Annotated in this window: 13 protein-coding genes; 5 read left to right on the top strand and 8 right to left on the bottom strand. The window is 58.7% G+C overall.

Features of this window, described 5'->3' with window-relative positions; all coding sequences use genetic code 11:
• Positions 1 to 353: 353 nt before the first annotated feature.
• Positions 354 to 944 (top strand): hypothetical protein, encoded by a 591-nt coding sequence (locus tag BLU85_RS18705; RefSeq protein ID WP_092202027.1) that lies wholly within the window; start codon positions 354 to 356, stop codon positions 942 to 944.
• A 50-nt stretch (positions 945 to 994) separates the two neighbouring features.
• On the opposite strand, the gene BLU85_RS18700 is transcribed toward BLU85_RS18705, so the two are convergent.
• Genes BLU85_RS18700 through BLU85_RS18675 form a run of 6 tightly spaced genes read right to left on the bottom strand, consistent with a single transcriptional unit; the run spans position 995 to position 7,180 of the window.
• Complete coding sequence (locus BLU85_RS18700; RefSeq protein ID WP_092202029.1) at positions 995 to 2,509, bottom strand: ABC transporter substrate-binding protein; 1,515 nt, start codon at positions 2,507 to 2,509, stop codon at positions 995 to 997.
• 27 nt (positions 2,510 to 2,536) lie between these two features.
• Positions 2,537 to 3,508, bottom strand: a complete 972-nt coding sequence (locus BLU85_RS18695) for an ABC transporter ATP-binding protein (protein ID WP_092202031.1) — start codon at positions 3,506 to 3,508, stop codon at positions 2,537 to 2,539.
• Positions 3,505 to 4,491 (bottom strand): ABC transporter ATP-binding protein, encoded by a 987-nt coding sequence (locus BLU85_RS18690; RefSeq protein WP_092202033.1) that lies wholly within the window; start codon positions 4,489 to 4,491, stop codon positions 3,505 to 3,507. The genes BLU85_RS18695 and BLU85_RS18690 overlap by 4 nt, the downstream gene beginning before the upstream one ends.
• Positions 4,488 to 5,345, bottom strand: a complete 858-nt coding sequence (locus tag BLU85_RS18685; protein ID WP_092202035.1) for an ABC transporter permease — start codon at positions 5,343 to 5,345, stop codon at positions 4,488 to 4,490. Before BLU85_RS18685 ends, BLU85_RS18690 begins: the two co-directional genes overlap by 4 nt.
• Positions 5,342 to 6,289: an ABC transporter permease gene (locus tag BLU85_RS18680; RefSeq protein WP_060739260.1), complete on the bottom strand. Its 948-nt coding sequence runs from the start codon at positions 6,287 to 6,289 to the stop codon at positions 5,342 to 5,344. Before BLU85_RS18680 ends, BLU85_RS18685 begins: the two co-directional genes overlap by 4 nt.
• A gap of 3 nt (positions 6,290 to 6,292) precedes the next feature.
• Positions 6,293 to 7,180, bottom strand: a complete 888-nt coding sequence (locus tag BLU85_RS18675; protein ID WP_092202037.1) for a proline iminopeptidase-family hydrolase — start codon at positions 7,178 to 7,180, stop codon at positions 6,293 to 6,295.
• Between the two features lie 165 nt (positions 7,181 to 7,345).
• Here BLU85_RS18675 and BLU85_RS18670 point away from each other — a divergent pair, with 165 nt between their 5' ends.
• Positions 7,346 to 8,107 carry a LuxR family transcriptional regulator gene (locus tag BLU85_RS18670; RefSeq protein ID WP_092202039.1) on the top strand — a complete coding sequence of 254 codons (762 nt, stop codon included), beginning with the start codon at positions 7,346 to 7,348 and terminating at the stop codon, positions 8,105 to 8,107.
• 90 nt (positions 8,108 to 8,197) lie between these two features.
• On the top strand, positions 8,198 to 9,097 hold the full coding sequence (locus tag BLU85_RS18665) for a proline iminopeptidase-family hydrolase (protein WP_092202041.1): 900 nt from the start codon (positions 8,198 to 8,200) through the stop codon (positions 9,095 to 9,097).
• A 306-nt stretch (positions 9,098 to 9,403) separates the two neighbouring features.
• On the opposite strand, the gene BLU85_RS18660 is transcribed toward BLU85_RS18665, so the two are convergent.
• The gene (locus BLU85_RS18660; RefSeq protein ID WP_092202043.1) at positions 9,404 to 9,841 is read right to left on the bottom strand and encodes a hypothetical protein; all 438 of its coding nucleotides are present in this window, start codon (positions 9,839 to 9,841) and stop codon (positions 9,404 to 9,406) included.
• A 154-nt stretch (positions 9,842 to 9,995) separates the two neighbouring features.
• On the bottom strand, positions 9,996 to 10,268 hold the full coding sequence (locus BLU85_RS18655) for a hypothetical protein (RefSeq protein WP_092202045.1): 273 nt from the start codon (positions 10,266 to 10,268) through the stop codon (positions 9,996 to 9,998).
• A gap of 520 nt (positions 10,269 to 10,788) precedes the next feature.
• Here BLU85_RS18655 and BLU85_RS18650 point away from each other — a divergent pair.
• Complete coding sequence (locus BLU85_RS18650; RefSeq protein WP_092202047.1) at positions 10,789 to 11,637, top strand: NYN domain-containing protein; 849 nt, start codon at positions 10,789 to 10,791, stop codon at positions 11,635 to 11,637.
• A gap of 63 nt (positions 11,638 to 11,700) precedes the next feature.
• Entirely contained in the window at positions 11,701 to 13,182 is a 1,482-nt protein-coding gene (locus tag BLU85_RS18645) for a hypothetical protein (RefSeq protein ID WP_092202049.1), read from the top strand.
• Positions 13,183 to 13,263: the final 81 nt, after the last annotated feature.

Here is a 13,263-nt window from a genome sequence, read left to right as displayed (position 1 = left end):
ACCTTTGGTCGTATTCATCCAGCTATCCGGCCCGGCGGGGCTTCGAATAGCGACAGGCGAAATAAATGACACAGGGCGCAGGGCTCACAGTTCGCTCAACTGATCATGTTCTGCCACGCGGCAACGTCTAATTGCCAATACGGTGGCCCACGGCAAGCCCAGTACGTTTCTGAACGCTTCCTATCTCTTGTCAGGTTTCACGGGCCGGATTACACCAGCCTGAATTCAGGCTAGCCCCCCTTTGGCAGATAGCTAATAGGCGCAGTATTAACGGTCGATAGGGACAATCTTTTATCGGCGCCCGGGGGGGGAGGCAGATGATAGGAACGGCGCCTGCCGTGACGGACCCCCTCATGAACAAATGCCCGCGCAGCACGGCCTTCCATGAAGCGGGTCATGCCCTGGCCTTTTGGTGGAATGGTCTACCTATAAAGCGCATCAGCGTGCGTACCAAGGTCGAAGCCTGCGCGGGGCCTCTGTTCGACCTGCGCGGCAACCCGCGATACGCGGAAGGGCTGGTCGAAGCCGACTACCTTGTTTCGCGCCCGGCCTTCGACGCGCCGGGAATCGCTGAATACCTGCCCTCGATGATCGATGCCATCGAGCGTGACCTGCTCCATTGCTTCGCCGGGCCAGTGGCCGAAGCGGTCTACCGGCACGGCAGGTCCGACCGGCTGATCAGGGGCAGCGGCCGGGGTGACCTGGACCGGGGGTACGAGCTGATCAGCCTGCTGCCACCGCGCAAGCTGCTCGACGCCCAAGCCCAGGCCATCGCTCGTTGCAGTTGCCTGGTGCACCGTTACTGGCCGGCGGTCAGCGCCGTGGCGGGCTTCCTGCAGGAGCATGGCAGGGTTGAAGGGAACGCCGTCACAGCGCTGCTGTGCGAGATGACCGGGGAGCGGCCGATGTTGCTTGGCCATCAAGTGGCAAGCCTCGATTCGTGATCAAGGCGTTGCCACTGGCCCTATTCGACTCGGATGAAAGCTACTACGCGTTAGCGCTTCACTGTTTCCTCAAGAGAGAAGCGCCCCAGTGGGTTTTGTTGGAAGTGCTCGATGTTCTTGCGCGAAATATTGATGTACGGGCTGTAGTAGAGATCGATCCAGTTGACGTCCTGCTTGGCGATTGCCTGAAGGTCGGTATACATCTGCTTGCGCTTGGTCGGGTCCACTTCTACCCGCGCGGCCGCGACCAGATCCTTGACCTTGTCGTTCTTGTAGCGGGTCATGTAATTCATGTTGGTGTCATGTCCCAGCACGAAGGTGGTCTTCTGGTCCGGGTCGAGGATGTCGTTGGTCCAGTACATCACGGACAGATCGTAGTCGCCGTCGATCAGCATCTGCCAACTCTGGGTTGGGTCGACTTTCTGCAAGGTGGCTGTCACGCCGACTGCTGCGAGCTGTTGCTGGACCAGCACGGCGATCTGCTCGTCGGCTTCATTGCCCGCATTGACCACATAGTTGAGCTTCAGGCCTGAGGCGCCTGCATCGGCCAGCATTTTTTTGGCTTTTGCCGGGTCGTACGGGCGCTGCAGATTATCGGCATTGTGATAGAGCGCTCCCTTGGGAATGTAGGAATAAGCCACCTGGCCATGGCCGAAGGTCACGGTATCGACCAGGGATTTTTTGTTGATCGCAAGGTCCAGGGCCTGACGTACTTCAGGCTTGCCCAGCAGGCCGTGCTCATGGTTGATCAGCAGATGATCCTCACGGGTGGAGGGATCCATGTGTACGACCAGGTTGGGATCTTTCTTCAGGGTTTCGACGCGCGAGAAGGGTACGAAGATCGCCGAATCCAGTTCACCGGCCTGTACCTTCAACATCCGCGTATTGTCATCCGGGATGGAGATCCATTCCACGCCATCCAGGCTCACCTTGTCGGCCTGCCAGAAGTGGGGGTTCTTTTCCAGCACCACGCGATCACCGCGTAGCCACTCCTTGACAATAAAGGCGCCAGAGGCGACGGGGTCCTGGGCATAGGCTTCCTCACCCATTTTCTCCATGGCCTTTTGCGACAGGATGGAGACGTTGGGCAACGCCAGCTGCGCGAGGAAGGGCACTGAAGGGCTCGTGAGGGTCACCACCAGGGTCTGCGGGTCGGTTGCCTGGGCCTTGTCGATAATCTTGTAGGAGTCGCTCCACAGCGACCCTTTGTTGTCGCGGATGCGCAACAGACTGAACGCTGCATCGCTGGCGGTAATCGCTGAGCCGTCGGAGAACTTGGCCGAGCGCAGTTTGAAGGTATAGGTCATGCCATCGTCGGAAACCTGCCAGCTTTCGGCCAACCCCGGTACCAGCTTGGTGCCGGTGTTGTCGACGCGCACCAATACGTCGTAGACATTGGAAAACACCCAGTTATCACGGTTCTGCGCGCTTTTGATCGGGTCGAACGTCGTACTTTCTTCACGGCAACCGATGGTCAGCACGCCTGCTGCCTGGGCGACACCGGCCGCCAGTGTGCAAGCGGTCAACGTCGCGGCGGTCAGCAACTTCAAGTGTTTCGATCGCATGGTCAAACTCCCTATTGGTGAATGTTTTTAGAGCAACGGCTCTCCGAGCACACAGCTATAACGATGTCCATTGATGTCATGGCTGGGGGGCGGCGTTTTCGCGCAGATGGGTTGTGCATACCGGCAGCGTGGGTGAAAAACGCAGCCGGATGGAAGGTTCAGGGGGCTGGGTGGCTCGCCAGGCAGGGGGGCGCTCAGCAACGGTCGCGTCGGGTCGATATGTGGAATGGACTGGATCAGCGCGACGGTATAAGGATGCCGCGGGTTGCTGAACACGGCCTCCGTGGGGCCTTGCTCGACGATCTCGCCGAGGTACATCACGGCGACCCGATCACAGAGCCGCCGAACGATCGCCAGGTCGTGAGCGATGAACAGAATCGCCAGGTTCATGCGCTGTCGCAGCTCCAGCAGCAGGTTGATGATCTGTCCCTGGATGGAAACGTCCAGCGCGGCCACGCATTCATCGGCGATGATCAACCGTGGCTCGATGGCCAGTGCCCGAGCGATCCCCACACGTTGGCATTGACCGCCACTCAACGAACCCGGTTTGCGGTGGGCCAGCTCCGGTCGCAGGCCGACCAGGTTCAGCAGTTCCTCGACCCGCTGGCGAATCAGCGATGCAGGAGTCGCACAGCGTACTCGCAGCACTTCAGCCAGGGTGTCGCCAATGCTCTTCCGTGGATTGAGGGCGGTATAAGGATCCTGGAAAATCATCGCGGTTTCGTGGCGCAGTCGCTCGATGTCGATCCGCTTGCCTCGGGCCATATCCACGCCATCGAACAGGATTTGTCCGGCGCTGACGTCAGTGAGGCGCAAGATGGCCCGACCCAGGGTGCTCTTGCCGCTGCCCGACTCCCCCACCAACCCGAGTACTTCCCCGGTGGCCAGACTCAGCGACACGCCGTTGACGGCTTTCACCCATTGCCTGTTGATTCCGAACGGACCACTGCCAGGGGCGGCGAAGCGCACCTGCAGATCTTTCACGTGCAACAGGGTCATGACGAAGCCCCCACAGGCAGCGGGTAATGGCAGGCCACTCGATGTGCCTCTGTCGTGACTTGCATCTGTGGCAACAGCCGCGTGCACTGGCTGCCCTGTTGAAGGCAGCGAGGATTGAAGCGGCAACCGGTGGGCAGCGCATTCAGCAGAGGAGGCTGGCCGGCGATGGTTTTGAGCATGGCATGGCCGGCGCTGGTAGCCGGTTGGCAGTCGATCAGGGCCGCCGTATAGGGATGTCGTGGGTGAGCCAGCAGATCAAGCTTGTTGCCGTGCTCGCAGAGCCGACCGGCGTACATCACCGCGATGGAGTCACAGGTCTGGGCGACGATCCCCAGGTCGTGGGTGATCATGATGATTGACAGCCCATGTTGGTCGCGCAAATCCAGGAGCAGGCGCAGGATCTGTGCCTGTACCGTGACATCCAGGGCGGTGGTCGGCTCGTCGGCGATCAGCACCTGGGGGTTGCAACCCAATGCCACGGCGATCATGGCGCGTTGACGCATGCCACCGGAAAACTCATGGGGATAACTGTCGACCCGCGTTAGCGGATCGGGAATGCCCACCTGGCGTAACACATCAATGGCCTTCGCCCGTGCTTCACGTTTGGACGCCCCCTGATGCAGGCGTATGCCCTCGCCGATCTGTTCGCCAATACGCATCAACGGGTCAAGATGACTGCCGGGATTCTGAAAAATCATCCCTAGCCGCCGACCCCGTATGCCCCGCATGTCGGCTTCATCGAGTGTCAGCAGGTCCTTGCCGGCAAGGCGCACGGCCTTGCCTTGGACCCGCAGGCTTGCGGAAGGCAGCAAGCGCATCAAGGCCCGGCAGGCCATCGTCTTGCCTGAGCCGCTTTCACCCACCAGACCGAGGATTTCGCCTTCGGCCAAGTCAAATGACACGCGATCCACCAGCGTGACCTCGTCCTCACCGTGGCCGGCGATCACGCTGAGGTCCTCGACGTGCAGCACCGGTGTGCTCATGGACGTTCTCCGAGGTGCTCGGCCACACCGTCGGCCAGCAGACTGAAGCCCATGGCCAAGGTGACGATCGCCAGTCCCGGGAAGGTGCAGATCCACCAGGCGTTGGTGATGAAACTCTGGCCTTCGGCGACCATCGTGCCCCACTCGGCGGTGGGTGGCTGGACCCCCAGGCCGAGGTAGCTGACCGCCGCCCCATTGAGCAGTACCAGCACCGCGTCGGACATGGAAAACACGATCGAACCGAACATGGCATTGGGCAACAGGTGCCGAAACAGAATGCGTCCATGGCCGAAGCCCAGGCTTTTGGCCGCCAAGGCGAAATCGCTGTGCTTGAGCACCAGGATCTGCGAACGGATCAGCCGCGCATAGGACACCCAACCCACCAGGGCCATCGCAATATAAAAGCTGCTCAGGCCGGGGCCGAGGATGGCCATGATTGCCAACATCAGCACCAGGAAGGGGAAGGCCAGGATAATATCGATCAGGCGCATGCAGATCGTGTCGAACCGGCCATCGATATAGCCGGCCAAGGCGCCGACGCAAGTGCCGATCAAGAACGGGAACACCACTCCGATCACGGAAATCTGCAAGTCGATGCGCGCACCCCAGATCACTCGGGAAAGAACGTCGCGCCCGAAATTGTCCGTGCCGAACGGATGGGCCAGGCTCGGCCCCAGCAGGCGAATATCGGTGTCCTGGGCAATCGGATCGAAGGGCGCGACCCAGGGTGCCAAGAGTGCGAGCAGCAGCCAGCCAAACAGAATCGCCAGGCCTAGCACGGTGGCCAGGCGACCGTTGCGCAAGCCGAAACGCAGCGCAAGACGCCAGGTGGGACTGAGGGTCTGGCCGCTCATCGCATGTTCACCCGCGGATCAATCATCACGGTCAGCACATCGGCGAGGAAATTGACCGTGACGGTGGCGAGGGCCAGCACCATGGCCACGCCTTGGACCACCATGTAGTCGCGGGTAAAGATGCCGCGTACCAGCAATTGACCGATGCCGGGAATGGCAAACAGACTTTCGATGACCACCGTGCCGCTGATCAACCAGCCGATGTTTACCGCCAGCAGGTTGACCGCCGGTACCAGGGAGTTGGGCAGCACATGCCGACGAAATATCGCCCGCTCGGACAAGCCCCGGGCCCGTGCGGCGGTGGCATGATCGGCTTGTAGCTCCATGAGCATGCTGGCGCGCAGGTTGCGCACCAGAACGGCGGAGAGTGCCAAGGCAATGGTCAGGCACGGCAAAACCATGTGATGCAGTTTGTCCCACCCTGTACGTCCATAGCCTGAGACCGGGAACAGTCCCAACTGCACACTGAGCAGCAGGATCAACATGATGCCTAGCCAGAACGCCGGCATGCCGAGCCCTGCCGTGGTGAACAGGCGAATCAGATGATCCTGCCAACCGCTCTTGTTGCGTGCCGCTACCGTGGCCAGTGGCACGGCAATCAGCAGCGCCAGCAGTACGCTGCCGAGCACCAGGAACAGGGTTGGCTCAATGCGGGTACTGATCAGTTGCAAGGCGTCGACTTTGTAGAGCAGCGATTGGCCGAGATCGCCTTTGAGCAGGTTCTTGAGAAAGTAGAAGTACTGCATCCACAAGGGCTGGTCGAGACCGTACTGGGCACGAATCCTGATCAGCGCCTCCGGCGTGCTGCGCGAGCCCAGCAGCGCCCTGGCGGGGTCCCCGGGGATCGAGCGCACGAGCACGAAGGTGATCATGCTGATGCCAAACAGCACCGGCAACAGCTGTAGCGGGCGCGACAGTATGAAACGGTAGCGCGCCAGGTTCATGGGCTAGTTCCGGTGGCGGTGCAGAAAGTCCAGCAGGACTGGGAAGTAGGCGTGGGGCTCTTCGTAGAACGGCATGTGGCTGCTGTTGGGGAACACATTCAGTTGTACATCCTTGAGCGCCATTTTCATGCGCATCGCACAGGCTGGCGTCAGTTCATCATGTTGACCGGTGGTGATCAGCACAGGCATTTCGAAGCCGGCCATCTGCTCGATGCGATTCCAGTCCTTGAGATTGCCGGTATAGAGAAATTCGTTGGGGCCCTGCATGGTCATGTAAGGCCCCATGTTCCAGTCGCCCAGGGAACGTGTCACCGGTGCTGGCCACTCGTCCAGACGGCAGACATGGCGATAGTTGAGCAGGGTGATGGCCGCCTGGTATTGCGGATGATCCAGGGTGCCCAAGGCTTCATGGCGCTGCATCATCGCGACGGTCTCACTGCCCAGGGCCGCCCGCAGACGCTCCAGCTCCAGGGACAGATGAGGAATATCGCCGGCGGTATTTTCCAGGATCAGGGTTTTCAGCGATTGAGGGTGATGAATGGCGTACTCGATCGCCAGCCAGCCACCCCAGGAGTGCCCCAGCAGGTGCACTTTGCCCAGGTCGAGGGCTTGGCGGACGGTCTCTACCTCCGCCACATAGCGGGTGATGTCCCACAGGGATTCGTCAGTAGGCCTGGCCGAGGCGCCGGTACCCAACTGATCGAAAGCGATGACCCGCAAGCCCTTTTCCTTGAGCCAGCCATGGCTGTCACGCAGATAATCGCAAGGCAATCCCGGGCCGCCATTGAGGCACAACAGCACGTCGTCGCCGTCGCCAAAGCCATAGGCCACCAGACGATGACCATCGACTTCCACGTCGTACCGCTGGTCTGGCTCGATCTCACGCCACATCATTGCTCTCCTGCTCAGGTGCGCCCGTTGGCTAAACCTTACCGAGGAAGCTACGCGCCCATAAGCTAGCAATTCTTATAGGTTTGATCTCTGGCATTCCCTCGCTCAGGCGTGGCATTCTACTTGCACGATTTCAGGATTGAAATTAATAAGGGAGCTGAATGGATGCAGGCCAAGCTGTCTGACTTCAATACCCGTCTTTTGTCTGGCAGGAGCCTGGACGAACAGCTGGATAACACCCTGGGGATGGTCCAGGCGCTAGGCTTTGATGCCTTGGTGTACGACTACAGTCCGGTGCCGCTGGATCATGATGGGGCACTGATCACCCCGACTGTGCTGAAGTTGCGCAATACCCCCCGTGATTGGCACTCGCTCTGGTGTGAAGAAGGTTATTACCAGATCGACCCCGTCCAGCATCTGGCAATCAATGCCATATCTCCTTTTGTCTGGTCCTATCGACCGGAGGCCGACACGGTGTTGCAGTCGTTCATCGGCCAGAGTCATGCACCGGTCGTGAGCTACCTGCAGGATTCGCGCATGACCTGTGGCGTGACGGTGCCGATGCATTTGCCCAAAGGTGGCTTTGCGACATTGACCGGGCTGCGCACCGATACGAAGGGGAGCACCCTGCAGGATGTCCGGCAAACGCTGGGCGACTTCAGCCTGATTTCCCATGCCCTGCAAGAGGCGGCTTTTCCGCTGCTCGGCAAGGAGGCCCGCGCATGCCCGGTTCGCCTGACCAAACGCGAGCGTGAGTGCTTGAGGTTAGCCGCTGAAGGGTTGACGGCGGCGGACATCGCCCGGCAACTGAATCGTTCCTTGGCCACCATCACCCTCCACCTGACTTCTGCAATGCACAAGCTTGGCGCCAGGAATCGAGTCCAGGCCGTGGTCAGGGCGGTGCACTATCGGTTGCTCGATAGCTGAAATCGGGTAAAAACCTATCTGTTTCTCTAGTTATTCCGCCGTCCAGTCCCCGGTATCGTGTTCCGCAGGATTTCTAGGGAGTGGCACGAAATGGATGTTCCCGTAACGCACGAAGACTTTGCGCCTTTTGGTCCGTATCAGACCTGGTATCGCATCACGGGCGATTTCAGCAGCGGCCGTACGCCGCTGCTGATCCTGCATGGCGGCCCGGGCTGTACACACGATTATGTCGATGCCTTCAAGGATGTTGCCAACAGTGGCTATCCGGTGATTCATTACGACCAACTGGGCAATGGGCGTTCCACCCATCTTCCGGAAAAAGACCCCTCGTTCTGGAACGTGGCGCTCTTTCTCGATGAGTTGGAGAACCTGCTGGATCATCTGGGCATTCGCGACCATTACGCACTGTTGGGGCAATCCTGGGGCGGCATGCTGGCCAGCGAACATGCGGTGCTCCAGCCTGCGGGCTTGCGCGCATTGATTATCGCCAACTCCCCGGCGGACATGTCCACGTGGCTTCTTGAAGTCAATCGCTTGCGCCAGCTTCTACCCCTTGAGGTGCAGCAAACACTGCTCAAGCACGAGCGGGCCGGAACCTTGACGTCTAGCGAGTATTTTGAGGCCGCTCGGGTTTTCTATGATCGTCATGTCTGCCGTGTCACGCCCTGGCCCGATGAAGTCGCCCGGACCTTTGCCCAGATCGATGCCGATCCTACCGTTTATCACGCCATGAATGGCCCCACCGAATTCCATGTGATCGGCAGCATGAAGGACTGGTCCATCACCGATCGCTTGCCTCGGATCAGCGTGCCGACCCTGCTGATTTCAGGCCGATACGATGAAGCGACGCCGTTGGTGGTCAAACCCTATGTGGATCATGTTCCCGACATTCGCTGGGCGTTGTTCGAACACTCCAGCCATATGCCCCATATCGAGGAACGGATGGCTTGCATGGGAACCGTGGTGAGTTTCCTGGATGAGCGTCTGTAGGCGTCTGCGCAATCCGAGCAGTTGTTTTGTGTTGTGTTTTTCGACGCGTCCTGTGGGACTCGTCTCTTTTTTGAGGGGCATTTGAACTGAAGTAGAGCGGATATTTTGGCGGTTGAAAGGCGGCCAGTATAACCATTGGCAGGGGCAATGAGCGTTAGCGAGGAGGCTGCTGCGAAGCCCAGCGGGAGCAAGCTCCCTCGCCACAATAGTCAGATTGTTGATCCCTCCCATGGGCAGATTATTTTGCTGTCTCCTTCTTTTTCTTCCTGTCGCGCCTTGGGTGTCCCAGGTTCGCGTACTAGGAGTTTACAGCGGGCACCATGGGTCCCCCCCATTCGCGCTTTCCAGGATCTTCGGAAAATTTCGTTCGAAGGCCCAGCCTGAAGCCACGGCAGTCATGGTGGTTTTGCAGGCGGGGTTCTTTTCCGAAACGATCACGTTCATATAGAACTGGCTGCCGTAGATTGTCGGCGCCCATAGCAGCATGTCGCTTCTTTCGGCATTGCTGTCGACTTTCAGTTGGATGGTATTGACGAGCCTCCCACCCGTCGTGAGCTCGGTCACTTGCGGGTGAAAGCAGTGGTTCAGGTAGCCTTGCACCCGTTCTTCCACCACTGCCCGCTCTTGCGCCAGGCAGTATTCGGGGCTGGTTTTTCCAGTGTTCAGCAGCTCGTCCTTGGTATGCGGATGCAGTGAACAGCCGCTCAATAGCAGAAAAACGATCGCTGTAAATTTCTTGTACAAAACTCATGCTCCTTCAGAGATTGTGGGCTGCCAAAACTGATTGCCGTAAGGGCGGCGGGCGTTAGGGTGACACAGGTGTAAACCTATTTCAGGACTAGACATAACCGAAGCCTGTAAGCGAAACGGGCGACCCCAAAGGTCGCCCCGTTTTCATTTACTCTGTCGCCTGCGCCCGCAACCGCCTCCCAATCACATCCATCACATCACACCCATCGCGCAGCGATATCGTCAGCATTTTGCAAAGGTCGGAGAGCACCAGCGTGTCGGAGCTGATTTCCGAACGGAACGCGATGTTTTCCAGCAATTGGGTCACGGTGCGGATGCGGTAGTCGGCGGTTTCGAAGAGGACGTCGAGCGGGGCTTCGGTGTCGATGAGCAGGGTGGCGGGGATGCAGTCGATGCCGGTGATGGGCATATATCTATTCATGAGTTTTCGCCTCGTTAGTAAGTAAGAGCTACCCACTGTTCGTCGCCAAACGAAAAGGTGGCAGCTGTACGCAGGTTGGCGAACCGGAACGAGGCACCGGCAGACCCGGAGATCTCCCGCGCACAACTGCCATTGCGGCGGCAGTATCGCGGATGCGGGGGCGCCTGCAAACAAGCAATCGCTCTCGCACCTCGTTGCCGGGTCGCCAAACCCGAGTCGCCATTAGGGCGACGACGGAATATAGGCCGCCCTGCTTGAGAGCTACAAGACGTCACTTTCCGAGCTTCATGTAGGATTTTTGGTCTGTCGGTGGTTGTATTTCGCCACGTTGGTTTTCGGCGAGCAAAGGAGCCAGAGCAGCCACTCCAAGCTCGTTCCCGAAGCACTCAGGAGAGCCATTTGACCTTGACATAGGCGGCGTAGGCGAATAGATTTTCGCCCAGCAGCTCAGTACAGCGCGCAGGCAATTGTTAGAACCTGCCCAGCAGTCCTGAGCTTTTTTTTGCCCAAGGAAAAGCCAGTGAAGCGAACCGCCGTTCTCATCGATGGAGGATTTTTCTTCCAGAGGGTTATGTTTTTCGGCCGTAAGTACTTCAGCAAGGAACTGCTGATATCCGCCGACCACCTATCCCAAATCATAAAAAAGTTAGTGAAGCTTCACATTGAAGACGAGCGCTCAGCGAGCCGCGAGCTGTATCGAATTTACTACTATGACTGCCCACCTCCCTCCAATCAGGTTCGATTACCAATAATTCCAGACGGTCACAAATCTGCTGGCCATATGGACTTCAAAGCTCATCCTCCCTACAGATTGCGAAGAGATCTCCACGATCAGCTTCGATCGAGTCGAAAAACGGCGCTTCGACTGGGCGAACTGGCCAAAAGCGGTGACTGGCAACTGAATTCACATTCCCTTAGAGCCCTGTTGCGTGGTGAGAAGGTTTGGGCAGACCTCACGAATGATGATTTCCATTACAAGGTTGAACAAAAGACTGTCGATACCAAGTTGGGTATGGACATCACGACTCTCGCCCTTGAAAAGCTCGCCGATGTCATTGTGTTAATCGCTGGTGATTCGGATTTTGTGCCTGCCGCGAAATTGGCGAGAATGAAGGGAATCGATTTCGTACTTGATCCGATGTGGGCCAACACGACTGGGAGCTTAAGTGAGCACGTGGATGGGCTTCGGTCATTCGATATCGTTCGTCTCATTAGGGATGCCACCGGCCAACCTGTTACGACTCGGCCCGACTGGTGGGATGCTCGGACGAAGAGTGCGGCGCAGCTGTATGAGAATGTCGAGATTGCCGTTGCTGGTGATCTGGAACCTGATCCTGGACTAATATCTCAAATCGGTGCGCATCAGTAAGCAGCAGGCATGAACTTCATTTCGCAGCAGACCCTGCGCCCGTTCACTTCGGACTAGTAAACCGTGCACAACCCCACCCGCAACGCGCTGACCACCCAACTCGCCACCCACCCCGATGACATCACCACACGTGCCGCGCTGTACCGCGATCTGCTCGACACTGCCGAGGTTTCATTGGACGGCGTACGCCTCGCCGCAGGCCTGTGCGATCCGGCCGCTAACGTCGTGATTGCTCAGTTGAACACCACGGCACATGCCAACCGCCCCGGACCATTGCTGGCGCAGCTTCGCAACTTGCCGGTCGATCATCTGGAGTTGGATAACGCCGAGCCGGCGTGGTGCGACGCTCTGGCAGAACTGCCCTTGCGCACGTTGGTGCTCAACAACCCACGCTTCAGCTGCGATCAAAGTGTATGGCGGCGGTTGCCCGGCCTCGCTCTCGGGAACCTGGAAATCAGCGGATTCTCCCGAGACGATAACGCCACCAGCCTGCCTTCCCTCGAACGGCTGCGCCGGCTGACGTTAAGCACCTACGGCGAAGACTTCGACGACAAATTCTTCGAGCAACTCGGCAATAGCCCGCTGCAAGAACTGTCGCTGAACCGTTGCGATGACGTCACCGATGATGGCCTTCTCGGGCTGTCAAACATCAGGTTGCGGTCGCTCACGTTGGAACGCGTTGGCGAGCTGACGTCCCGTGGGATGGCGCACTTATGCAGTCACCCCCTTGAGCAACTGTCCCTCGGTTGGAACGGTGCAATTCTGGAGGACCCTGCATGGCTCTCCGGCCTGAGCGCATTGCGCTCCCTGAGCCTGGATCAATGTTACGCAACGGATGCCATGCTCCACGCTATCCGGGACCTGCCCATCGAACGGCTTTCGCTTCAGTCTTCGTATGTTGGCGAGGACGACCTTGAGATATTGGAAGGTATGCCACTCGCCGACCTGAATCTCAAATCTTCACAACAAGTGATCGAGCGGCTCGATGTGCTGCACGGGTTTCCACTCAAGCGCCTGGGGCTTTCCGATGTGCAAGGCATCGATGCAGATACGTTGAGCGATCTGCGTGGTTTGGCGTTGGAGTCCCTTGACCTGTCATTGAACGACCTCACTTGGAAGGAACTGAGGCAACTCGCCGGCCTGCCACTGAAGCGGCTGAATCTCAGCTTCTGTCGCGGCGTGGATGGCAAGGTTCTGCGCAAGTTTGTCGAGTTGGGATTGCCGCTGGAGCAACTTGAAATAAGCGGCCTGGATCTGCGCGATGCCGACCTGGCCTGTTTGCGCGATCTGCCGCTGCGGTGCCTGGGTTTGTATGACAGCCCTTGGCTCACCGACGCCGGAGTGGCCCACCTTGCTCGGCTGCCGTTGAGTGATCTGACGATCTCGGCAGATCCCGGGGAATCGCGGATTACCTCAGCCGCAGTGCCGGTGTTGGAGCAATTGCCGTTGCACACACTGTGGTTGCTGAACTGTTCCGGGATCAGTGCCGAGGGTTGGGATCGGCTGGCCAGGTTGCCGGCTCGCGTTAGCGGCCCAGGTATTTGATGCTCGCCGCAGTATTGCTCTGTAGGTTCAAACCTGGGGGAGCAAGTTGTGCTCCCACAGGTTTTCGCCGTTCGATGACTG

The sequence above is a fragment of the Pseudomonas sp. NFACC14 genome (assembly GCF_900106885.1).
Classification (GTDB): Bacteria; Pseudomonadota; Gammaproteobacteria; order Pseudomonadales; family Pseudomonadaceae; genus Aquipseudomonas; species Aquipseudomonas fluorescens_AA.
This window is presented reverse-complemented; position numbering and strand designations above follow the sequence as displayed.